We start from the raw sequence: 22,266 nt of genomic DNA, 5'->3' as shown, positions 1-22,266 counted from the left end.
GAAAATCAGTTTTATTGAATTGTTTTACTGTTAATGAAAGGTTAATTCGAGTTTGTGACCCAGTTCTCATTTTGCTGATTATTTAACCCATACCAAAGTTGACCTAAAGCAATGCCACCATCATTCACTGGTACATATTTAGATGGCAGAACCTGATGTTGGTTGGATTCAGCATTGGTTAAACAGCGATGTAATAAGCGTTTGTTTTGAAATACGCCACCAGTAAATACCAATGGATATTGAGGGTGTTGCTGAGCTACATCATTAACTGCATTAGCAATTGTTTCGATAAACTGATGGCAAAGGTATGAAACTAATGTTTTGTTTGGCGTTTCAACTTGGGAGATAAGGTTAATTATTTGCTTAAACAAGTCATGGCTTTGCCAGACGGTTTTATTATCCACCAATATTGACGTTATCGATAATTCAGGCAAATTAATCGAGGGATTATTGCCATTCAAATCCATCTTGGCCGCTTGTGATTCAATCATCATGCCGGCCTGTCCTTCAAATTGGTTACTGTCAATCAGCCCTAACGCTACGGCTAATGCATCAAACAGACGACCAACAGAGCGGCAAGGCATACAGTGATGATGACTGAGCCATAACTTGTGTAGATTGTTAAGACTTGTATCGCTTAATTGCTGGATAGCCTTAATGGGTAACTTTTTGATGTCTTCTAGGGAAAATGTTTCGAATAACAATGACAGCAATATCCGCACAGGATGCTTAATGGCTTGCTCTCCACCAATTAATTTAAACGAACTAAAATGGCCTAGAGTTGTAAATTGGCTGGTATCGGCAAGCATTACCTCGCTGCCCCACAGCTCATCATCTTCTCCGAGACCTGTGCCGTCAAAACTAAACCCAATCACCTGGTGTTGATACTGATTAGCGGCCATTACTGCCAGAATATGTGCATAATGATGCTGAATTGACACTAAATCGACGCCGTGATGATGTTGAACAAATTGTTGAGCCCATTTACTGGGGGAATAATCTGGATGATGATCACTGACAATGGCACTAGGACTAAATTGATAAAGCCGCTTAAAGGTCGCTAAATTGTCTTTAAAATATTGATCAGCTTCAATGCTAAATAAATCGCCAATATGCGGTGATAAAATCATATTGCGGTTAAATGCCAATGCGATGGTATTTTTTTGTTGCGCACCAACAGCAAGTATTGGCTTAATACTTGATGTGGTTAAACCATGGCTAAGTGTCAACGGAGCATAACCTCTGGCAAGACGGATCACTTGCAGCTGGCCATTGATCACTTGCACCACACTGTCGTCACAGGCATTGGCTATTGGGCGATTATGGTCAACAACCGCATCAACGACGTCACCTAAACATGCAAAAATTCCAGCTATATCTCCTATGATAGGTTCACCGCTGCGATTGGCACTTGTCGCCACAATGGGTTTGTTAAATGCCTCAAGTAATAAATGATGTAACGGTGTATAGGGCAAAAACAATCCAATACGATCTATGCCTGGTGCAACTGACGCTGCCAGAAAAGGCGTTTCACCCTTATCTTGAGTTAATTTGTTTAATAATATAATCGGCTTCTCGGCACTGGTTAACACTTGCCATTCAAAATCAGTGCCTTTCGCGAATTGTTTAGCCTGCTTTATATTAGGCACCATAACGGCTAAGGGTTTAGCTGGACGGTGTTTACGTTGCCTTAATGTAGAGACTGCATGTTCATTTGTGGCATCACAAATTAAATGAAATCCACCTAAACCTTTAAGGGCAATGATTTTGCCTTGGGTTAATAATTTTACCGTAATGGCAATGACATGCTGTGATGGACAATCTACAAATTCGTTATCGATATATACGCGTAATTGTGGGCCACAGACAGGGCAGCTAACGGGTTGAGCATGATAACGCCTATCTAGCGGATCATGATAGGCCTTAGCGCAGTCATCACACATGGAAAACGCTGCCATTGAAGTTAAATGACGGTCGTATGGCAATTGGTTAATAATAGTATAACGGGGTCCGCAATTAGTGCAGTTAGTAAAAGGGTAGTGATAATGTCTATTAGCCGGGTTGTTTATTTCATCCAGACAATCTTGGCAGGTACTTTTATCGGCTGAAACCGCAACAATGGCCTGGATATCATTCGCTTCACTTTTTAAAATATTGAATTGTTCAAATACTTCAATGATATCTTGTTGTATACAGATTAGTTCATCAATGCGAGCCAGCGGTGGTGGGGTGGTTTGTAGCTCAAAGATGAACGCATCAATTTGCTCCTTAGCGCCTTGTAATACAACTTCAACACCTCTGCTGTCATTCAACACTGTGCCTTTAAGTTTTAGCGCATCAGCTAAACGGTAAACATAAGGTCTAAATCCTACGCCTTGAACTATCCCTTTCGCGGTGATTTGTTTTTGTAGTAACAAGGCTGATTTTTGCTTCATTAAGCGTGGTTTCCGCGTCGACGAATTGGCAGTAATAAACCGCCAATTGCAATATTGGCGCCCTCTAAATCTAACTGAGGATTAACGGTTAATGGAAAGTTTTTACCTATTCTCAGCTGTATTTGTTTCGCTAAAGGGGGATAGCTAAATTCAGTTCCCGCTAATACGATTTGTTTGATGCCAATATTCTGATCTAAATGTTCTAACCAATTACTTAAAAAATCAGCGAAAGAGTCAAAAAAACCATAAGCGAGTTTGGCTTTATCTTCTTCGCCAGCAATTTTAAAACTCATCAAGGTACCCAGTGTTTTACACCAATTGAGACTTCTTACCGCTTCTCCTTTAATCAAAGGGAAATCAATTCTTGGCGCATTATTGCCTCGGTAGCATTCAGCAGAGCTGATGATGCCATCTAATAATTGTTGATGGACAGCATGTTGAGCGTTTTCGTTTACCGGGCAGCCAATAATGATCGCGGCAACCGTTAATAAACTGCTTAAATTAGCGGTTTCATTATGCAGTTTTAGATCAAGTAAACGCAGATAACTTTTCGGAAATTGTTGTTTATATTTAACCAGTAAAGGCGCTTGTTTACTGGATAATAACTGGTGACATATTTCATAACCGTTTTGCGGTATTTCAGCAAATTTGAAAAAACATTCAAACTGGCTTTGGCCGTCAATGGTTGCAATTTCACTGATTTGCTGCTGGCTAAAATATAACACGGCAGCATGTTTAGGTTTATCTGAATAATTAGACAAACTGCCAAGCAGGGCGCGATAACCTAAATGCTGTTCCATGTTTTTATGCGTAATTGGCTCACTGGACAATGACTCAAAATCGGTATGTTGCTGGGGTGCACAGCTTAAGTGTACTTGATGAGGCAGCCTATTTGAGGTTGATTTATCTTCGGCAATATACTGTCTAGTCGAATTGGAAAATCTTGATTGTTGATGCAAACAAGGAGTGGCAATATCTACTTCAGTCGTTGAGGTTTTACCGATTTCAATCCATTGTTGATTGACTCTGGCCAAACGTAACTCTGGGTTTGAATTTGAGAAGTCTGTTAATGGACTTAAGTAAACCCAGTTAATTCCTTTTTGACGTAAACGTTCGCATATTACTTGTAGCAAACGGTTATAGGCAAATTGCACATCATAGCGCACGGCATGGGTACAATTTTCTAGGCTATGCTGCTTATCGCAGCTTGCAAGAGTCAGAATCGGTTTCTCTATGCTTGATAATGCCAGAATTTGATAATCATTCACGGTTAATTGTGCGTTTAAGGTGTTTGGATTACAAATCAGAATATGGGGTCGAACATAGCTTGCTTGATTCTGGTTAATTACTGGTTGTAGCGGTTCTTTAATAGAAAGCATCAGTGCTTCACTGTTAAGCGCTAATGTTCCTTTGGGTAATAAGGTATCAACCAAGGCATGAATATCATGCTGGGTTAAACCTTGTTGTGCCGCTGTGAGTTTTGTTTCACCATGACAATGATGGCAAACAAGGTTGATTTTACCGAACTGTGGACTTTGATTATCGCCAAATAGGGGTTGGCAATGTTGGCAAAATAACAAAGGCGCAGCATCAGTTTTCCTCTGTGTCGCTGATATTGGGAATTGTGGCTCAGACATGCGCTGAATATTAGTATCAACTAACCACACAGAGAGTAAAAAATCGGCCGCAATTTTATCCGCAAGCTGTTCTAATTCAGCCTGCTCGGCACACGCTTCAATAATATAATGAATATGCTGCTGTTCATCGGTAATGATACCGAAGTTAATGGATAACGCGGTGTCGAGGGCATATTGCTGACACAGGTGTTCATACAGCGGTACCGACTTTAAGCAAATAAATTCAAACTGAATAAAGTGCTTCATGGTTAACTCCACGCTTATAGGCATCTGGGATCACATCCTCAATCTGAATTGAAGCTTTTTGTTCTACAATCAAACCGAGTGCTGATAAATAGGAGATTAACGCTTTTTCCATCGTTGGGATGGCTTTAATTAGCGCAGGTGTGAGCCCCAAAGTCATAGGTACAATTACCGTGGGAATTACCCCAAGAACCTGAGTGGCAGGGCGGTCGCCAACCATATCCATCATGGTAAGTGTTTGCAGCATTTCAACTTCATGCGCGCTTCCTTGCCAGTCTATTTCCGCAGGAGCATGGTCAAAATCAAAAAAGAACACATCACCAGCACAAGCAAGGTTACTGTTAACGGTATCGACAACAATCAGCTGATCATATTGGCTAATTAAGGGAATTAAGCTTTGGGCTAAGGTGCCACCATCAATTAAGTCTAACTGATAGCTAGGATGGCTAAACTGGTATTTATCTTGGATGTAATTGACAAAATGTACGCCGATACCTTCATCGGCGTACAACACATTGCCAATACCCAATATGAGTATTTTTTTCACGGCGTTTAATGATCCTTATGATAATCATAACCGGATACTATTGAGTCAACCGAATTATGCTTAAAGCGAATTCCTGACCACACCGCCATATAAACATGGATCACGACAAAGATGATAAATGCCCACATTAAATAGTGGTGTATAACACGAACGTACGCTAAACCACCCATCTGTGCTGTGATCCAAGCCGATATTTCCCACAATGCTCCGCCTAAACCTTGGTGATATACATTGGCATATAACACGAGCCCTGTGATACAGATAAACAAAGCCACTATGGAAATCGCAACGTAAGTAACAAATTGCAATGGCCCATAAACGCCAGCTTTATTAAGGTGGCCTACCCAAAGATACGATTTTAATTGGCTTATCCAGCTAGAGACACTCATCACGTCTTTGAAAGAGCGTCTTTCAATGTCGTGTCTACTGAAAAAGAACAAATAGAATCGAGCAATAGTGACCGCAGTTAATCCAAAACCAAATATAATATGGGCAAAACGCAGCCAGCCTTGAACGAGCACGTCAGTTGAGCTTGGTGCGACTAAAAACGGCCAAGCTAAGTAAAACCCTGTGATAATCAAGACAAAGATTGATAACGCCCTTAACCAGTGAAATATTCTGATTGCTGGGGTAAAAATATAATGCCTGGTATGGGTTGCTTGATGTTGCATAAGTCATCCCTCCTGAATATGTTCACTCACATTAAAAACCGTTGGGATCAATTTTAAATTGGCCTAAGGTCTGCTTTTTATAATCCATCACATGCACCGAACACGCCATACATGGGTCGAATGAGTGAATAATTCGGATCACTTCTAATGGTTTGGTTGGGTCTTCGAGTGTTAAACCTATTAATGAAGCTTCGTAAGGGCCCATTTTGCCATTAGCATCTACTGGGCCAGCATTCCATGTGGTAGGTACAACCGCTTGATAGTTTTCTACTTTGCCATTTTTAATCCGTATCCAATGGCTTAACATGCCTCTTGGCGCTTCATTCATCGCATGGCCAACATATTCTTTGTTTGAATCAATTTCTGGGGTGATGTAGGTTGATTCATCACTCTTGAGATTGGTGATCAAAGCATCGAATGTTTTTAAACTGGCTTGGCCTACAAGGACGGTTTGAAGCATACGTGCTGCGGTTCGCCCTAATGTAGTGAATAAGGCTTCAATAGGTAAACCTGTTCTGGCAAGTAATCCGTTAACCGCATCAACAACAATTGGGTTGCCTTTGGCGTAGTTAACTAGCAAACAAGATAAGGGACCCACTTCAACAGGTTCATCTTGATATCTGGGTGATTTAACCCAGGAGTATTTGCCATCACCATCTAGAGTCGGTAATTTGCCATAAACAGTGTCGCGTTCGACAAAACCGGTATAGTCGGGCACGGTTGTGCCATCATAGGGGTGTTGAGCGCCATCGGCTTTGTACCATGCATGAGTGACATCTTCTTTGATAAAGTCTGGATTAATGTCAGTCACGTTAGCGAGATCGCCGTGCATGATGACGCCCTGTTCAAACAGGTATTGACCATCGCCCATTAAGAAGTCATTAGTACATAAAAAGCTCTTCACATTGACGCCACCTAATACACTCGCTTCAGTACCAAATGCATCTGCTGCCATAACGATATCAGCTTGATAAGCTCTTTCAATGAAGTCTTGCACTATGGCATGTTTTTGCTTCCATTCTTGAAGACGAGCAGGGCTCAACATATCGCGTACTGATGTAACACCCCCTACAACTAATGATTGTGGGTGAGGTGATTTACCACCAAATATGGCTAACATCTCAGCCGCTACACGTTGTACTTCAAGTGCTTTAAGATAATGTGATAGGGCAATTAAATTTTGTTCAGGGGTAAAACGATAAGTACCATTACCCCAATAAGCATTGGCAAATGGACCTAACTTACCTGTTTCAACTAAGCCTTTGACCCTTTCTTGTACTGCTCGAAGTTCGCCTTCGCCGGTTGCAATCGGTTTGTCAGTATACTTTAGTGAATCTTGAGCTGCTTTAGCGGGATCTGCACCCAGTGCTGAGACGACATCAACCCAATCTAATCCATGTAAATGATAGAAATGTACGATATGGTCATGCATGTATAATGACGACTGCATAAGACTGCGTAAATACTTGGCATTAACAGGAATTGTCATACCTAATGCATTTTCTACAGCTTCAGTACCACATCGGTAATGTGAATAAGTACAGACTCCGCAAATTCTTTGAACTATTAAACCAACATCCATAGGAGTGCGGCCTTTAAGAATAACTTCTATGCCACGCCATAATGTTGATGATGACCAAGCCTTAGTGATGACATTATTCTCATCAACTTCAACTTCGATACGTAAGTGACCCTCGATACGAGTGATAGGGTCGATAACTACGCGTTTGTTCATGATTAATCCTCCAATGGCTTAGCAAATACACTTGCAACGGCATGTGCGCCGATCCCAACAACAGTTGCACCGAGTATGACGGCGCCAATTGTGTCTGCTGTGGCATCAATACCATGTAGAAGTTGACGTCCGAGTGGTTTTTCAAAATCTGCCATATCATCCCAGAAGTTAGGCTCAGAGCAGCCCATACAGCCATGACCTGCCAATACAGGCCAACTAGTGTGGTGATTAAACCTTTCTGTTGGGCAGTTGTTATATGTGTATGGGCCTTTGCAACCCACTTTATATAAACAGTAGCCATCTTTTGCGCCTTGGTCGCCGAAGGTTTCAACGAATTCACCGGCATCAAAACGACCACGACGCTCACAATTATCGTGCACCCGAGCGCCATAAGCCCATTTAGGGCGGTTAAACATGTCTAGAGCAGGTAACTTACCGAACATGATGAAGTACATGAGCGTGCCAACAATATTTTTCTCGCTCGGCGGACATCCGCCTAAGTTAATCACGGTTTTATCGACAACTTCATGCACACCCTTAGCTCCTGTAGGATTTGGGTATGCAGCTTGAACACCGCCAAAAGCCGCACAGGTGCCGACTGATATGATTGCGGCTGCGCCTTCTGCGGCTTCTTTTACAATCTGAAGTCCGGTATGACCTTTACAACCTACGGTTAAGAAAGCGCCATTATTGGCTGTTGGAATTGCACCTTCTACGGCTAATAAATAGCGACCTTTGTATTGTGCCAGTGCATGTTCAAGATTTTCTTCTGCTTGCCAACCTGAGGCTGCCATTAGGGTTTCATGGTATTCCAATGAAATATGGTCAAAAATCAGGGTGTCTAAATTCGGAGAGTCAGTTCGAATCAAGGATTCAGAACAGCCGGTACATTCAGCCATGTGTAGCCAAATTAACGGCACACGATCTGCAAGTTCAGCAGCTTCTGCGACCAAATTACTAAAGGGAAGGGGTAATGCGAGCATGGCTGTCATGGCCGCACTCCATTTTATAAAGTCTCGGCGAGTAATGCCGTTATCAGCCATTTTCTGTTCAAGACTGACTGATTGCCTTGGCGCAATAGCGCGTAAATAAGCTAAACGCTGCTGGCCTTGCGCATATAGGGCTGCATGAGTATCCATAACGTAACCTTCTTATTGTTGTCGGGTTTGCATAAGATCTATTCCACTATATGTTGGTCTTTAAGCCTTGAACTTGATTTAAATCAATCCTCAAAGGACAAATGTAAATTTCAAATGTAGCAGTTGTTAATTTTTTGATCTTGATCCGTTATTGCATTTAATGTGGGACATTTTGACCCAAATAAGATAAAGAAATTATTTTGTTAATTAGCTTATTTGATTCAATAAGTACTTAATATTGAGAAGTCATTTACATTCTGCAATGGGCGAGCATGCCAAGGGGATACCGTGCCCTTAAAATTTTGCTGAGTAAGATTTTTTGATTGATTAATTTAATTGGCGATGTAAGGAATAGGGGGTAACTCATGCACTTTTGAGTCAATCTCGGCGTAAAGTTAGAAACCTTAAGTCTTTAATTTAGTGTGCGTGGTGATAAAATTTCAATGACAATATTAAAGATGAGTTCTATCCAAAACCATTAATGGGCTGGCGATTTGCGCTAGGAAATTAATAAAAAACCAATGAGAATATAGCAATAGGATTTTTAGGTGACGATTGCCTATTTTCAGACACTTTCGCTAAAACTGACAAATCATGCGCACGCAAAATATGAAATTTAAACTAGCAGAATTAGCGTTATTCACTTTTGTTAAGGTAGTTAAAAACGACAAAAGTGAAGCGAATTTATTAGCCAATATTTTCAATGGTTATCGCTAAATACACCTTTAAAAAGTGGGAGATTTTTGACAAAACTCAGGCTGTATTATTTTAATTTTAACATGATATTGAGCACGTCTTGGTAACTGATATTGTATTGGCGCGATAAATTGATAATTTTAGATTTATATGTCTGTATTTTCTCTTGACGAATTAACTCTGCTTGTTTGTCTTCAACAAGATCATTAATCGTTTCTTGGAGGATTTTTAAACGACGTAAGCTAAAGTCCAATGACTGAAGGTAAGTACGCATTTGCGCTTGGTTACGAGCATTTTCAAGGTTTGTCGTGGTGCGTTGTTCAAATTCAAGTTCTTCAAATGCATTGATAACGCGAGCAAGATCTAGATCATTTTTCATGGGTGATTTGTGTATCAATAAAAAAACAAAGTATAAATAACAATCAAAAAATAGTCACTTATATTAGTTACTTAATTTATAGATAAGACTTATATAATAGAACCAACCGATCGACTTTAACCTGTGATAACAATGATAGAGTTGAATAATCTGTTCTATAACCACTTGTTCAATCATGGTTTTTTCTTTAATCTTAATTTTCAATCAATATTAGCTTTATATCGCACGGAGGCATTATGCTTGATTTACTTCCTGATCTTTTTGATCAATACCCTCAAGAATTACAACTGATTAATTTACCTTGGCAAACATTTGGTCAGAATGCTGTGTTTTCAGGCCAAATAGTCACAGTTAAGTGCTTTGAAGATAATTCAAAGGTGAAATCTGTTTTGGCAACATCTGGGCAAGGTAAAGTGTTAGTTGTTGATGGCGGAGGCTCCAATCGACGAGCTTTACTAGGGGATATGATAGCCCAAAGCGCAGTGGATAATGGATGGCAAGGTATCATTATTAACGGTTGTATTCGAGATGTTGCCACCATTAATGCTATGAATATTGGCGTTAAAGCTTTAGGCGTTAATCCGATTAAAACGGACAAAAAAGATTTAGGCGAAATTGGTGTTAACCTTGAAATAAATTCAATTGAAATTATGGATGGCATGATGATTTATGCTGACTTAAATGGTGTAGCCATTAGTGACACCCAATTAACGCTATAATGACTATGATTTATTACCTGTATCTTAAACAATATTAAGCTAAGGATTGGTTATGAAAGTAATAAAATGGCTGGTGATATCAATACTTGCGATCGGTATTTGTGCAGTGCTTTATTTGACAGTATTTTTCAATGTTAATGATTTTAAGCCTCAAATTGTTGATGCCGTTAAGCAACATACTGGACGTACTTTAACCATTGTTCAGGATTTAAGCTGGAGCTTTTTTCCTACACTCGGAATTAACGTAGGTTCAATTGCGTTTAGTAACCCTGATAATTTTCAACCACAGCAGATGTTGCAAGTAAAACAGGCTGTTGCTAACGTTGCTTTACTGCCTTTATTTAGCCAACAAGTTAAAATTGATAATTTAACTTTAGACGGTCTGACGCTCAATTTAATCACAGATAAAAAAGGTAATAGCAGTTTTGACGACTTGTCACCAGGCTCAACAGATAAACCTCACGCTGTAGAAACCAGCAATAATAATCTCCGTATACCTTTAGCCAGCTTTGAGATAGGTGGTGTGGCGATCACCAATATGCAGATTAATATGATTGATATGCAAGCAAATTCAGAACAACATTTTACCCTTAAGTCATTTACCTTAGGTGAGTTTTCATTGGGTAAGTTTGCAGATATGGCTTACGAATTTGAAGCTGATTTACCTGATATGAAATTATCTTCTTCAGGTTCTGGAAAAATTAACGTTTCTTCTAATATTGATAAGATTCAAATCAGCGATTTCTCAATACAGAACGTGTTTACCGGCAATGATTTACCCAACAAAACCGTAAAAGCGGCTATTCTAGCTGATTTTTCCTTGGCTCTAGACACTAAAAATATTGACCTGATAATCAGCCAGCTTTCAATTGATAGCATTCAAGCTTCAGCCAAACTCACTGTTAACTATGGAAAAAAAGTTCCGATCATTGATTTAACTGCTGAATTTGGCGAGATTGATTTAAATGCCTTATTGCCTAAATCTACAGAAAATAGTGAAAGCAATAGTGAACCATCTCAGCAGAATGCCGCTGTCGAGTCTGAGCCTGACTTAAGCGGATTAAAAGAACTCGATTTGAGCGTCAAACTTAAGGCCAAATCCATTAAAGTGAATAATCTTACGACTCAAAACTGGCAGTTAAACACCCATGTCAAACAAGGGATCATAGATATAAAGCAGTTAAGCGCTGAACTTTATCAAGGCAAATTAAACGTTCAAGCAACCATTGATGGTCGAAATAAGGTTGCAAGCTATCAATACAATCAACAGCTCGAAAATGTCCAAATAAGACCATTGTTATCCGATTTAGCAGAACTCGATTTATTATCAGGCACCGCGAATTTTTCAGTTAAAGGTAAAGGCCGCAGCCTTATCCCTGCAAAACTTAAACAGCAACTCGTTGCTAATGGACAATTCGAAATTGCCGATGGTTCTTTATATGGGGTTAATATTCCTCAGATGATCCGTAGCGGTCAAAAGAAATTAGCGGGTGACTTATCTGCTGAAGGTAAACAAGAATTGAAGACGGATTTTACCAGTTTAACCGGCGGATTCTCTCTGCTTGAAGGTGTATTAACAAATCCGGATCTTGCTATGGCTTCACCGTTAATTCGCTTAGATGGTAAAGGGACTGCCAATATTATCACTCAGCAAATCGATTACAATCTGGTTACCAAAGTGGTTGGTTCTTTGGCGGGACAGGGGGCTGAAACCGATCCATTATCGGGTATTGATATTCCGCTTAAAATAAATGGCAGTTTTGATGAGCCGAAATTTGCTTTGGACACACAAGCATTAATGAAAGGCAAGTTAAACAAAGAAACAGATAAATTAAAAGACAGTTTATTTAAGAAGCTCGGAGGATTGTAATGCGCAACATAATTGCGGCGATGTCGTTAATGACTTTAATTGGTTGTGCCGGCGGGATGAACTCTGACGTTCAAGCCAATCATGTAAAGCCGGTTACTGACACCCACAAGATAATGAAGTTGTCTGCCGGAGAAGAAATGCAAACCATGAACGAGTCGGTATTACATGGTCATCTAGATGTAGAGCCATTTTATCAAGATGCAAAATCAATGGCGGTTTCTTTAACTGTGACAAATCAAGCTGCATACGGGGTAGATATTCAATTTTTTTCCGGTATGTCAGCGGATTTGTGGTTACTTGATCCTAAAGGTGGCAAAGTGTGGGCATGGTCTGACACTATGATGTTCACCCAAGCACTTAGGCAAGTTAGAATTGGTGCTGGTAAATCATTAAACACAAGTTTTAATGTGCCTGCGGATGTTCTGACTAAAATTGATACCAAAGGTTATAGATTACAGGCTAAGTTTGTTGGAAAGGCGTTAGAAAGCCGTTTACCGACAATGAATGAGATCAGTGTAGAATTGCTGATAGTCGATTAAGGTATTCGTACTATCAGACATTAATATAGGCATCAATACTTGTTATTATGAACATAGTGAGTGTCTTGACTAATAAAAAAGCGGTTTAACTGAGGTTAAACCGCTTTTTATTGTTTTATTGATTAACTATCACTTATTAGCTATTACTTATTAACAGTTTCAACATCTGTCCTGGTTGTAAATAGTTATTCTTTTTCAAGCTGTTCCATTCAATTAAATCAGCAACTGTGACTTTATAACGGGCCGCAATTCGTACGAGCGAATCACCCGATTTTACCTTGTAACTGACCACTTTCTCATTACTTGAGTCAACTTTGGCAATTTGGTTTGGATAAAATACTAGCGTTTGACCAATTTTAAGTGACTGATCTTTCTTAAGCTTGTTCCATTTGGTAATTTGGTCTATCGACACGCTGTTTTTGCTAGCGATAGCCCATAAACTGTCACCAGACTTTACAGTATAGGTATTACGTTGATTACTAGATTGAATAATCGGTTTGCGCGCAAGCAATTGATCGGCACTCATGCTGGCTAAATCTGGATCTTTACTGGCAACAGGAATGATTAAAAATTTACCTGCAACAATATTATTCCCCTTGATGCCATTACTACTGCGGATCATAGTTGGTGAAGTTTCGAATTGTTGAGCAATTTCACCAATACTGTCACCTGATTTGATCTTATATCTGACCCAGTTAATCCGAGCCTCTGGTTCAAGTGATGCTAAAGATTGTTTAAATGTTTTAGCACTGTCTGCAGGCACAGTTAATAAATGCGGTCCCAATGGTGCGGTAGCCCAGCGCAATAAACCCGGATTCAGTGATTTTAATTCATCAACCGAAATTTTCGCCATTTCTGCCGCTAAATTTAAATCTAACTGACTTTCTATATTCACCACTTCTATTTGAGGCTTATTCTCTATAGCGGGTAAATTAATACCTAATTCATGGGAATTTTTAATAATATCGGCAAGCGCCATCAATTGCGGTACATAATGTGCAGTTTCTTTTGGTAGTTTTAACATCCAAAAGTTAGTTTCTTTGCCATTATTTTTATTGCGTTTGATAGCATTTAGTACTCGGCCTTCACCTGAATTATAGGCTGCAATAGCATAATTCCAGTTTTTGCCCATTTTTACATAAAGATATTCAAGTAAGTCTAATGCGGCTATGGTTGATGCTCTCACATCTCGTCTGCCGTCATACCACCAGTTTGTTTTTACTTTAAATGCATTTGCTGTTGGAAGTGTTAATTGCCACAGGCCTGATGCATCACTTGGCGAATAGGCTGTAGGGTTAAAAGCACTCTCAATGACAGGCAATAGAGCCAATTCAGTCGGTAGGTTACGTTTTTCAATTTCTTCGAGGATGAAGTAAAGAAACGGTTCAGCACGCTGGGCAACTATATCTAAGTGTTTAGGGTTGTCGATGTACCACTGTCGATATTTATCAACTAACTCTTTCTCGGCTATTTTTAATTGCATCCCATCACGGACACGTTGCCAAATATCATTGACCTCGGCAACATCTTGCTCGATATCTTCAATGGTCGTTGGCTGCTGTTTACTGGTTTTCGTTGGGACTTTTACCGACGAAGTATCGTTAATCGCGTCGTCATTAATATTGGGGGTAATTGATTGACAGCCCAACATTAATATTACACTAGCAGAAAGTAGTGATAACTTTGTTTTCATTGAATAAAAATCCCTAAACCTAAGATTCAGAACCTAAATCTGATATGATGTTTTCTAACTTTATCGAGACGTTTTTCTCAGCCTAGAAATATCGAATCCAGCATTGTAGATTAAATTTATTTGCCTGTCTTATTAAACTCTCTTTATGTAGGGTCAAAAATGGTCTTTCCACAGCCTTAAATTTTTAAATGCTTGAATATTATCTGTAATTTTTTGATTAAATTTTGAACTCAGGCTTAATTTGATTTCTTCATCTTCACAACGTAAAAATGGATTGACTTTTTTCTCTTGTAAAATGTTGGATGGGATGGTTGATAAACCTTGCTTACGCAGACTATCTACTTGTTCAATATAGTTTTTTAACGCTTTGTTGTTTGGCATTGCGGTAATAGCGAATTTAAGATTAGATTGTGTATATTCATGGGCGCAAAAAACTTTTGTTGAATCGGGTAACTTGGATAATAACGAAAGTGACTTACTCATTTGAGCCGCTGTGCCTTCAAATACGCGTCCGCATCCACCACTAAACAAAGTATCGCCGCAAAATAAGTTGTCATCGATTACATAAGCGATATGCCCAAGCGTGTGTCCTGGAACACTGATTACTTGTATCGGTTGATACCAATTCTGCAAGTTGAGTTCAGCTGATGTATGTTCAGCGATAGAAATGGGTGCCGTTAATCCGTCAATGGCTTCATTTACTGGGCCATAAACACACAATTGCTGATCATTAGCTTGCTGCAATAATGCAATTCCCCCGGTGTGATCTTTATGATGATGGGTAATTAAAATACCCACTAATTGAATTTTGTTTGAGTTCACATAGTCAATCACACTTTGTCCACATCCTGGATCAACCACATAAGCCGCACCATAATTGTCTTCGATTACCCAAATGTAATTATCGTTAAATGCTGAAATTTGGTGGGTTTTATACATTATGATTCTCGAGTTTCGCTAACAGATTTGCTAGAGTAAACATTACTGAGATTGACTGCAATCTATAGGTAATTTGAAGGAGCTTTCATTGGCACATATTCCTACCGAAGCACATTCACCACTGAGTTGGCTTGAGTTTGCTTCAGGTGAGCAACTGAAAACCGAGCTGGAAGCCCGTTTAAATATGTGGTGGCCGAGGATCTTTGGCTATCATCTTTTAAAATTAGGTTCTTTAAGTGCCGAAATAAACAGTTTGCAGTGTCAAATCAATTATCACTTTAGCCTTTTTGAAACTGAAGGCGGTGCCATCCAAGCTTCTACAAAAGACCTACCATTGCAGAATAATACTATCGACACTGTGTTGATGACCTCATTACTTGAGTTTGAGCAAGATCCCTATCGTGTTTTGCGCGAGGTTGATAGGGTGCTTGTCTCGGGTGGGCATATCATTCTGAGCGGGTTTAATCCAATAAGTCCGATTTTTTTTGGTAAGTTATTACCCGACTTTCAGAATATTGCACCATGGAGTGGACATTTCTTTATGCCGTCCAGGGTAAAAGATTGGCTTGGTTTGTTAGGTTATCAGATATTATCCGATGAAAGATTAGTCTATCACCACTTATTGACTGAATATCCCAGTAAAATTGCTTGGCACAAACAACTGGAAAAATGGTTACCCAGTACCGGTGGCTTATACATTATCGTTGCTAAAAAAGTGGATACGCCGTTAACACCAATAAGAGATAAGCAAAAAGTTAAGCCTACTAATTGGTCCACAGCAGCCAGTGTAGGGCGAGCGGGATTGAAACCATAAATAAAAATTATTTGGGCTGATAGTGGACATCCTCTTGAAGATCCGTTCCCATTGCCGCTATACGTGCTAGTTCATCACATCGCTCGTTTTCAATTTGACCGGAATGACCCTTTACCCAGCGCCAATCAATTTTGTGTTTTTGACTAACTGTATCTAATCGTTTCCATAAATCGACATTTTTGACAGGTTCATTGGCTGAAGTTATCCAGTTTTTTCTTTTCCATCCATGGATCCATTCGGTGATCCCTTTACGCATGTATTGACTATCACTGATTAAAATAATGTTACAGCTATCAAATAAGGATTCTAAAGCTATGATGGGGGCAAGTAATTCCATGCGATTATTCGTGGTCAACTTAAAACCCGCTGACAATTCCTTTTGCTGTTGTTTATATTTCATCACGACACCATAACCCCCAGGGCCAGGGTTTCCAAGGCATGAGCCATCAGTATAAATATGAAGTGGTTTTAGTTCAGTCATTGACTTGCTACACTTACTTATTAAGAAAACTTTGGCGTTAGTATACTCACAACATGAAGATGACTAAATAAATGAATATCATTTCATCCGCATCACGACAAATTATTTTAGATACTGAAACAACCGGTATGAACCAAGCAGGTGGTCCGGTATATATTGGCCATAGGATCATCGAAATTGGTTGTGTAGAGGTTATCAATCGTCGATTAACTGGGCGAACTTATCATCAATACATTAATCCTGGCCAATTGATTGACCCCGAGGCTATACAAGTTCACGGTATTACTGATCAGCGCGTAGCGGGTGAGCCAAGATTTCATCAAATTGCTCAAGAGTTTATCGATTTCATTGATGGCGCTGAAATTGTCGCACATAACGCAAACTTCGATGTAAGTTTTATGGATCATGAGTTTGCAAAACTCAATCCTATTGGTCCTAAGACCAAAGATATCTGCGACATTCTTGATACTTTAGCGATTGCCAAGCGTTTACACCCAGGGCAGAAAAACAACCTTGATGCCTTGTGTCGCCGTTATGGCATAGATAACTCCCGCCGTACCTATCACGGCGCACTGCTTGATGCCGAAATTTTAGCGGATGTTTATTTGATTATGACTGGTGGTCAAATCAAATTTAATTTATCCAGTGAGAAAGCAGGGCAAGAAGCTGGCGGCATTAAAAGAATTGAACAAAATGCGTTTAATCTTAAAGTGATCAACGCATCGGCCGATGAAATAGTACTACATGAACAAAGACTTGATTTGGTTGCTAAATCAGGAAAATGCCTCTGGAGAGGATAAATTATTTAATGAAATTAACCGGTGCTAAATTTTACGCCATTCTATTTGGCATTTGTTCTATGTTGCCATATGGCGGATACACTGCAACTAACACTGATTCCTTTAGTGATTATGTTCCAGCACCATATGCTATGGAATTAAAAAATCGATTTAGAATCGATCATGAAGTTGAACAAGTTACCTTAATTGTGCAACGCAATTACGGCTCATCTCCCGTTGTAGTCGTCCAACCTGACGGTAGTAAGTGGTATTCATCACGTCATCCCGGTTCGGTCAAGTGGGTAGACGGAATAACGGGCGACATTATTGCCATAGCAAACCCAACCCCAGGCCCATGGCAATTGCTTGGTGATGTTTTACCCGGTTCTAAAATTGAAAAAGTATCTAAAATCAATATTGATGTAGAGCCTCTTCCACAACCTTTATATCAAGGTGAACGTCTTAAAATTGTTGCAAGATTAACCGCCGATGATTTAACCATGCGCATGCCTGGTTTAGATTTCATGATTGAGTGGACGTCTAAATTTACCAGTGAGCACCAACCTGGTGATGATAATTTTGCTACCGGTACGATTATTGTTGGGGCTTATAAAGATAATGGTGAAGATTTAGATGAGCGACCAGATGACGGAATATTCACTGGTAGCACTAATCTAGAACAACCAGCGGGTCATTATAAATTAAGTGTTACTGCACGTAATAATATTTTTGAACGTGAATATAACATGCCCTTTCTTTTATCTAGGCAACCTATTAACGTCAAAATGATTGCTCCCGATGATCCATTAACGGGGACTTGGCATTTAGCTATATCGGTCAACGAAGCCGAAGTGTTGTTGTCACAAACTCATTTACAATTCGAGTTAGTCGGGCCTGCGGGTTTACAAATTCCTGTGGTACTGATGGATATTCCCACTCCTGAATATATGTTACCCCTTCCAACGGTTTCCGAGTTTGGCAGTTATCGGGTTAAAGGTACTGTCGCCAGTACCGCGATACGTGGGCGTGAAATTTTACTTAATATCCCTGAAATGTTTTTTAATCTTATAGAACCTCCAGCACCACCTCCTAGCGAAGAAGAATTGGCTGAGAAAGCCGCTAAAATCGCGTTGGTAGAAGAGCAAAAAGCCAAAGATGACGCCATCTTTTGGATAGCAACGGTAAATGGTGTTTTACTATTTATAGGTATTATTGGATTTATTATCTGGCGTAAAAAGCAAGCGTTATCAAAAGCACTTGCTGCTGCTGAAACCAGATTAAAAGAACAGGAGCTTAAAAGCGGAGGCGCATCGTCTGAGGATAATTTAGACCTGGATGACATTGATTTAATGATACCTGATGATAAAGGCTAAAATGTAGACTAGTTGATTATTTTTTCGCAAATCAGAAATATTTTAATAGAAAAGGGTTGACGAGGTTTATTCTCAAGATTATTATTCAACGCAATTGAAAACGGCAGCCAATAAATCGTGGTTATTAAGTCTAGTTTTCAGTAAGTTAATGTGAAATTAACTTAAACAAATTTGGAGCGGTAGTTCAGTTGGTTAGAATACCGGCCTGTCACGCCGGGGGTCGCGGGTTCGAGTCCCGTCCGCTCCGCCAAATTAGAGAAAGCCTCATCATTAGATGAGGCTTTTTTTATGCTTGTTAAATCGTAATTATCATATCGATAATGCGATATTTATTTAGGTTTGTGCAATTTAACTAGAAAATAGAGTTTAAAGGCCGTATTACCATAGACACTAATTGTTAAGGACATAAATAACCCTAGATACACTCATACAGATAAGACAACTTATCATCGATGACAATAATTGCGCGTCTTTATTTTATAATCTGCATTAATTTGTCAATTTTTTGATATATCTTAAGTTTACTGTATTTATCGAACCATCAATCAAACTTCTCACTACTCACAAACCCACTAGGGTGGTATAAAGAGCTACACCAATCTGTACTTCACTATTTTTAGGAATGTTGTAATGATTTTCTCTCAAGTTTCTCAAGCTCCTGCTGATCCAATCCTAGGTCTAACTGATACATTTAAAGCGGATACTCGTGCACATAAAGTCAATTTAGGGGTAGGGATCTACAAAGACGAAGCAGGCCAAACTCCGGTGCTAAAATCAGTTAAAAAAGCTGAAGCTAAGTTACTTGAAATTGAGAAAACTAAAAACTACCTTGGAATTGAAGGTGTTCAAGCTTACAACCAAGTTGTACAAAACTTATTATTCGGTGATAAAAGTGAATTAGTTAGCCAACACCGTGCCGTTACGGCACAAGCGCCTGGTGGTACCGGAGCGTTACGTGTTGCAGCTGAATTTTTAGCCACTAATACAAGTTCAAAGACGATTTGGGTGAGTAATCCAACCTGGGCTAACCACCAAAATATTTTCGAAACAGCTGGCTTAACGGTTAAGCAATATCAATATTATGCTGCAGCTACCCATGATATGGATTTTGATGCAATGCTCGCAGACTTAGAACAAGCCTCTGCTGGTGATATCGTGTTACTTCATGGCTGTTGTCATAATCCGACCGGTATTGATTTAAACATTGAACAATGGAAACTGGTTGCTCAGCTTTGTTTAGAAAAGTCATTATTACCTTTGTTTGACTTTGCTTACCAAGGTTTTGGGGCAGGTATTGAAGAAGATGCTCAAGGGTTGCGCGCTGTAGCTAAGGTTGTGCCTGAACTTTTAATCGCTAATTCTTTTTCTAAAAACTTTGGTTTATATAACGAACGCATTGGTGCTGTTACCCTTGTTGCTGAAGATAAGGCAACGGCTGATAGAAGTTTCAGTCAGATTAAAAAGACCATTCGTTCAAATTATTCAAATCCACCAGCACACGGCGGTTTGATTGTCAGTACTATTTTGGCTGATGATGCTCTTAGAGCTGAATGGGAAGCTGAATTAACTGAAATGCGTCAACGTATTGCACAAATGCGGACCTTATTCGTTGAAAGTTTAAAAGCAGAAGGCGTCACTCAAGATTTTAGCTTTATTTCGCGCCAAAACGGCATGTTCAGTTTCTCTGGCTTAAACAAAGATCAAGTGAACCGTCTACGTGATGAGTTTGCAATTTATATTGTTGGTTCAGGTCGGATTAGTGTTGCAGGTTTGACTAAAGACAATATGCCTGCAGTATGCAAGGCGATTGCAAAAGTACTCTAATTTTTACGTTTAATAAAAAAGGACTGCCTAGGCAGTCCTTTTTTATATGCGAGTGATCTGACAGATAGCATCACCTAATGCGGTTTTGTCATGTAAGCCTTTATGATGAGAGCTGACTAAATCAAATTGATGAAAATTAATTGCTGAATGTTCGCTATTGATAGTCGAAGACTGATGGCATTGTTGAATAACATCACTGATGATCTCTGCGCCGATAACTTGGTGGATCCAATTTATTTTCTCGCCAATACTAAATTGATTAGCGACAGAATACTCATCGGTTAAATTATCAATTAATATTACTTTCGCTTGCGACCGTTGAATACTGTTAGCAATTCTTGGTAATAGCAGTGGCGGGATTATGCTAGTTAAAAAGCTACCTGGTCCTAGTATTATCAGATCTGCACTTGCAATAGCATCGCATGCTTCAATTGTGGCATCCACTTCTGGTTCTAGGCTAAGTGCAACGGGGGCCTCTTTCATTTCATCAACGCTTAATTCACCAATAATTTTATTGCCACAATAAGTCAATGCTGTTAAATGAGTTGATGCTTCAGACATAGGTATAATTGAGGTGTTGATTTTAAGTAAAGAACGTACAAGGTTGACGGCATCAAGTGGCCTAACACAAAGTTGATCTAGTGCATGCAGAATGACATTCCCTAAATTGTGTCCAGATAGCTCATTATTACCCATAAATCTATGGTCAAATAACTGTGAACTTAACGATGGCCTAGGTGCTAAGTGCGAAAGACAATTTCTTAAGTCACCCCATGCTATTGTGTGTTGGTCTTGCCTAAGCCGCCCAGTAGAACCACCATTGTCGGTAGTTGCCACAATACCAGTTAATCTATCGCCCAAAAAAGACAAAGAGGCTAATACACGACCAAGGCCGTGGCCACCGCCAATCGCTACTACTTTATTAAAGCTGGCTAATCGTTGATTTAACATATCATTACAGACTCTTTCCTTGAGAATTTAAGTAGATTAATGTGATAGAATATCGCTTCGATTGTATTATAGATTACAGTAATAAACGCAAAAAAAATGCAATATTCTAGGCATATTTGATTGTTGTTTATTGTTTGAACAGGATTGTTGTATGTTATTACATAAGAGTGTTGTACTAGGGTTAACGTTATTAGTGTTTACAAGTTTTAACGCCACTTCAGATACTGTTTCTTTAGAATACAGCGGATTTTATAACCCGTTAAAACGAGTTAATAAGGCAAGCTATCCCTATGTTGAATTAGTGTTTAGTGTACCTAAATCGGAAAACTGTACTATTTTATCGGGTAATATTACTACTGAATCACAATCATTTCCGCTTACCTATACCCATGAACAACGTATTTTCATGCCTTTTGATGATGATTTAAAATCAAATCGCGGTTTAGTGAATATAGAAGTTCAGGGTGATGCTAATCAATGTGGTATTGCAATGCAGGTTAGGGCACGTGAAACTTTAACTCGTTACACTAGTAAAGAATTACAGTTAGTCTTGGACGATATGAACGGGTTGCTTGATACTTTACAAGGGTTCCCGATGAAATACTTCAGAAAGCCATTAACAGGGTTAACGTTCGAATTTTCTGGTGATATGCCTTTAACTTTAACGATGAATGGTGAATCAAGAGCCATTCAGTCCCGTTTTACCATCAGTGCTGAAGAGATTGGCATGCTTACAGAGTTGTCATTTTCCCATAAACCTAGCGTATTGAGTCCTTGGGTTAACTAGTTGTAATTGATTAAT

General features: G+C 39.4%; 19 protein-coding genes and 1 tRNA gene. 9 read left to right on the top strand and 11 right to left on the bottom strand.

Features of this window, described 5'->3' with window-relative positions; genetic code table 11:
* Positions 1 to 41: 41 nt before the first annotated feature.
* The 7 genes from hypF to IEY03_RS02535 all read right to left on the bottom strand — a co-directional run bounded on the left by hypF (position 42) and on the right by IEY03_RS02535 (position 9,482).
* Positions 42 to 2,435 carry a carbamoyltransferase HypF gene (gene hypF, locus IEY03_RS02565; RefSeq protein WP_188839761.1) on the bottom strand — a complete coding sequence of 798 codons (2,394 nt, stop codon included), beginning with the start codon at positions 2,433 to 2,435 and terminating at the stop codon, positions 42 to 44.
* The gene (locus tag IEY03_RS02560; protein WP_188839760.1) at positions 2,435 to 4,318 is read right to left on the bottom strand and encodes a NiFe hydrogenase; all 1,884 of its coding nucleotides are present in this window, start codon (positions 4,316 to 4,318) and stop codon (positions 2,435 to 2,437) included. Before IEY03_RS02560 ends, hypF begins: the two co-directional genes overlap by 1 nt.
* Positions 4,296 to 4,862 carry a HyaD/HybD family hydrogenase maturation endopeptidase gene (locus tag IEY03_RS02555; protein ID WP_188839759.1) on the bottom strand — a complete coding sequence of 189 codons (567 nt, stop codon included), beginning with the start codon at positions 4,860 to 4,862 and terminating at the stop codon, positions 4,296 to 4,298. The genes IEY03_RS02560 and IEY03_RS02555 overlap by 23 nt, the downstream gene beginning before the upstream one ends.
* Before the next feature lie 5 nt (positions 4,863 to 4,867).
* A complete protein-coding gene (cybH, locus tag IEY03_RS02550) occupies positions 4,868 to 5,533 on the bottom strand; it encodes a Ni/Fe-hydrogenase, b-type cytochrome subunit (RefSeq protein WP_188839758.1) in 666 nt (221 codons plus the stop codon).
* Between the two features lie 31 nt (positions 5,534 to 5,564).
* Complete coding sequence (gene hyaB, locus IEY03_RS02545) at positions 5,565 to 7,268, bottom strand: nickel-dependent hydrogenase large subunit (RefSeq protein ID WP_188839757.1); 1,704 nt, start codon at positions 7,266 to 7,268, stop codon at positions 5,565 to 5,567.
* A gap of 2 nt (positions 7,269 to 7,270) precedes the next feature.
* Positions 7,271 to 8,407: a nickel-dependent hydrogenase small subunit gene (gene hyaA / locus IEY03_RS02540; protein ID WP_188839756.1), complete on the bottom strand. Its 1,137-nt coding sequence runs from the start codon at positions 8,405 to 8,407 to the stop codon at positions 7,271 to 7,273.
* A 763-nt stretch (positions 8,408 to 9,170) separates the two neighbouring features.
* Positions 9,171 to 9,482 (bottom strand): hypothetical protein, encoded by a 312-nt coding sequence (locus tag IEY03_RS02535; RefSeq protein WP_188839755.1) that lies wholly within the window; start codon positions 9,480 to 9,482, stop codon positions 9,171 to 9,173.
* Positions 9,483 to 9,718: 236 nt separating this feature from the next.
* Here IEY03_RS02535 and IEY03_RS02530 point away from each other — a divergent pair, with 236 nt between their 5' ends.
* Genes IEY03_RS02530 through IEY03_RS02520 form a run of 3 tightly spaced genes read left to right on the top strand, consistent with a single transcriptional unit; the run spans position 9,719 to position 12,610 of the window.
* Positions 9,719 to 10,201, top strand: coding sequence for a putative 4-hydroxy-4-methyl-2-oxoglutarate aldolase (locus tag IEY03_RS02530; protein WP_188839754.1), 483 nt, complete (start codon positions 9,719 to 9,721; stop codon positions 10,199 to 10,201).
* Between the two features lie 52 nt (positions 10,202 to 10,253).
* On the top strand, positions 10,254 to 12,071 hold the full coding sequence (locus IEY03_RS02525) for an AsmA family protein (RefSeq protein ID WP_188839753.1): 1,818 nt from the start codon (positions 10,254 to 10,256) through the stop codon (positions 12,069 to 12,071).
* Positions 12,071 to 12,610, top strand: a complete 540-nt coding sequence (locus tag IEY03_RS02520) for a BsuPI-related putative proteinase inhibitor (RefSeq protein ID WP_188839752.1) — start codon at positions 12,071 to 12,073, stop codon at positions 12,608 to 12,610. Before IEY03_RS02525 ends, IEY03_RS02520 begins: the two co-directional genes overlap by 1 nt.
* Positions 12,611 to 12,746: 136 nt before the next feature.
* On the opposite strand, the gene IEY03_RS02515 is transcribed toward IEY03_RS02520, so the two are convergent.
* Together IEY03_RS02515 and gloB are read right to left on the bottom strand one after the other, a co-directional pair.
* The gene (locus IEY03_RS02515) at positions 12,747 to 14,303 is read right to left on the bottom strand and encodes a LysM peptidoglycan-binding domain-containing protein (protein ID WP_188839751.1); all 1,557 of its coding nucleotides are present in this window, start codon (positions 14,301 to 14,303) and stop codon (positions 12,747 to 12,749) included.
* Between the two features lie 153 nt (positions 14,304 to 14,456).
* Positions 14,457 to 15,242, bottom strand: a complete 786-nt coding sequence (gene gloB / locus IEY03_RS02510; protein ID WP_188839750.1) for a hydroxyacylglutathione hydrolase — start codon at positions 15,240 to 15,242, stop codon at positions 14,457 to 14,459.
* Positions 15,243 to 15,330: 88 nt separating this feature from the next.
* Between gloB and IEY03_RS02505 the strand changes: the two genes are divergently transcribed.
* The gene (locus IEY03_RS02505) at positions 15,331 to 16,056 is read left to right on the top strand and encodes a methyltransferase domain-containing protein (RefSeq protein ID WP_229778173.1); all 726 of its coding nucleotides are present in this window, start codon (positions 15,331 to 15,333) and stop codon (positions 16,054 to 16,056) included.
* 7 nt (positions 16,057 to 16,063) lie between these two features.
* On the opposite strand, the gene rnhA is transcribed toward IEY03_RS02505, so the two are convergent.
* Positions 16,064 to 16,537 (bottom strand): ribonuclease HI, encoded by a 474-nt coding sequence (gene rnhA, locus IEY03_RS02500; protein ID WP_188839749.1) that lies wholly within the window; start codon positions 16,535 to 16,537, stop codon positions 16,064 to 16,066.
* A gap of 71 nt (positions 16,538 to 16,608) precedes the next feature.
* Here rnhA and dnaQ point away from each other — a divergent pair, with 71 nt between their 5' ends.
* From dnaQ to IEY03_RS02480, 4 genes are all read left to right on the top strand, one after another.
* Positions 16,609 to 17,337 (top strand): DNA polymerase III subunit epsilon, encoded by a 729-nt coding sequence (dnaQ, locus tag IEY03_RS02495; protein ID WP_188839748.1) that lies wholly within the window; start codon positions 16,609 to 16,611, stop codon positions 17,335 to 17,337.
* An 8-nt stretch (positions 17,338 to 17,345) separates the two neighbouring features.
* Positions 17,346 to 18,689, top strand: a complete 1,344-nt coding sequence (locus tag IEY03_RS02490) for a TIGR03503 family protein (RefSeq protein ID WP_188839747.1) — start codon at positions 17,346 to 17,348, stop codon at positions 18,687 to 18,689.
* 173 nt (positions 18,690 to 18,862) lie between these two features.
* A tRNA-Asp gene (locus IEY03_RS02485) sits at positions 18,863 to 18,939 on the top strand.
* A 380-nt stretch (positions 18,940 to 19,319) separates the two neighbouring features.
* Positions 19,320 to 20,513 (top strand): amino acid aminotransferase, encoded by a 1,194-nt coding sequence (locus tag IEY03_RS02480; protein WP_188839746.1) that lies wholly within the window; start codon positions 19,320 to 19,322, stop codon positions 20,511 to 20,513.
* 42 nt (positions 20,514 to 20,555) lie between these two features.
* Here IEY03_RS02480 and yvcK read toward each other — a convergent pair whose 3' ends face one another.
* Positions 20,556 to 21,464: a uridine diphosphate-N-acetylglucosamine-binding protein YvcK gene (gene yvcK / locus IEY03_RS02475; RefSeq protein ID WP_188839745.1), complete on the bottom strand. Its 909-nt coding sequence runs from the start codon at positions 21,462 to 21,464 to the stop codon at positions 20,556 to 20,558.
* 151 nt (positions 21,465 to 21,615) lie between these two features.
* Between yvcK and IEY03_RS02470 the strand changes: the two genes are divergently transcribed.
* Complete coding sequence (locus tag IEY03_RS02470) at positions 21,616 to 22,251, top strand: DUF2987 domain-containing protein (RefSeq protein WP_188839744.1); 636 nt, start codon at positions 21,616 to 21,618, stop codon at positions 22,249 to 22,251.
* Positions 22,252 to 22,266 lie beyond the last annotated feature (15 nt).

It is taken from the genome of Shewanella aestuarii (genome assembly GCF_014647215.1).
GTDB lineage: Bacteria > Pseudomonadota > Gammaproteobacteria > Enterobacterales > Shewanellaceae > Shewanella > Shewanella aestuarii.
The sequence above is the reverse complement of the archived record's forward strand: the minus strand, read 5'-3'. Positions and strand labels throughout refer to the sequence as shown.

Excerpts from the sequence above, each read along its gene's own strand:
- rnhA (WP_188839749.1), bottom strand. The coding sequence starts at position 16,537 with ATGACTGAACTAAAACCACTTCATATTTATACTGATGGCTCATGCCTT.
- IEY03_RS02470 (WP_188839744.1), top strand. The coding sequence starts at position 21,616 with ATGTTATTACATAAGAGTGTTGTACTAGGGTTAACGTTATTAGTGTTT.
- hyaB (WP_188839757.1), bottom strand. The coding sequence starts at position 7,268 with ATGAACAAACGCGTAGTTATCGACCCTATCACTCGTATCGAGGGTCAC.
- IEY03_RS02490 (WP_188839747.1), top strand. The coding sequence starts at position 17,346 with ATGAAATTAACCGGTGCTAAATTTTACGCCATTCTATTTGGCATTTGT.
- cybH (WP_188839758.1), bottom strand. The coding sequence starts at position 5,533 with ATGCAACATCAAGCAACCCATACCAGGCATTATATTTTTACCCCAGCA.
- IEY03_RS02520 (WP_188839752.1), top strand. The coding sequence starts at position 12,071 with ATGCGCAACATAATTGCGGCGATGTCGTTAATGACTTTAATTGGTTGT.
- hyaA (WP_188839756.1), bottom strand. The coding sequence starts at position 8,407 with ATGGATACTCATGCAGCCCTATATGCGCAAGGCCAGCAGCGTTTAGCT.
- IEY03_RS02515 (WP_188839751.1), bottom strand. The coding sequence starts at position 14,303 with ATGAAAACAAAGTTATCACTACTTTCTGCTAGTGTAATATTAATGTTG.
- IEY03_RS02560 (WP_188839760.1), bottom strand. The coding sequence starts at position 4,318 with ATGAAGCACTTTATTCAGTTTGAATTTATTTGCTTAAAGTCGGTACCG.
- gloB (WP_188839750.1), bottom strand. The coding sequence starts at position 15,242 with ATGTATAAAACCCACCAAATTTCAGCATTTAACGATAATTACATTTGG.
- IEY03_RS02535 (WP_188839755.1), bottom strand. The coding sequence starts at position 9,482 with ATGAAAAATGATCTAGATCTTGCTCGCGTTATCAATGCATTTGAAGAA.
- yvcK (WP_188839745.1), bottom strand. The coding sequence starts at position 21,464 with ATGTTAAATCAACGATTAGCCAGCTTTAATAAAGTAGTAGCGATTGGC.
- IEY03_RS02530 (WP_188839754.1), top strand. The coding sequence starts at position 9,719 with ATGCTTGATTTACTTCCTGATCTTTTTGATCAATACCCTCAAGAATTA.
- IEY03_RS02480 (WP_188839746.1), top strand. The coding sequence starts at position 19,320 with ATGATTTTCTCTCAAGTTTCTCAAGCTCCTGCTGATCCAATCCTAGGT.
- hypF (WP_188839761.1), bottom strand. The coding sequence starts at position 2,435 with ATGAAGCAAAAATCAGCCTTGTTACTACAAAAACAAATCACCGCGAAA.
- IEY03_RS02525 (WP_188839753.1), top strand. The coding sequence starts at position 10,254 with ATGAAAGTAATAAAATGGCTGGTGATATCAATACTTGCGATCGGTATT.
- dnaQ (WP_188839748.1), top strand. The coding sequence starts at position 16,609 with ATGAATATCATTTCATCCGCATCACGACAAATTATTTTAGATACTGAA.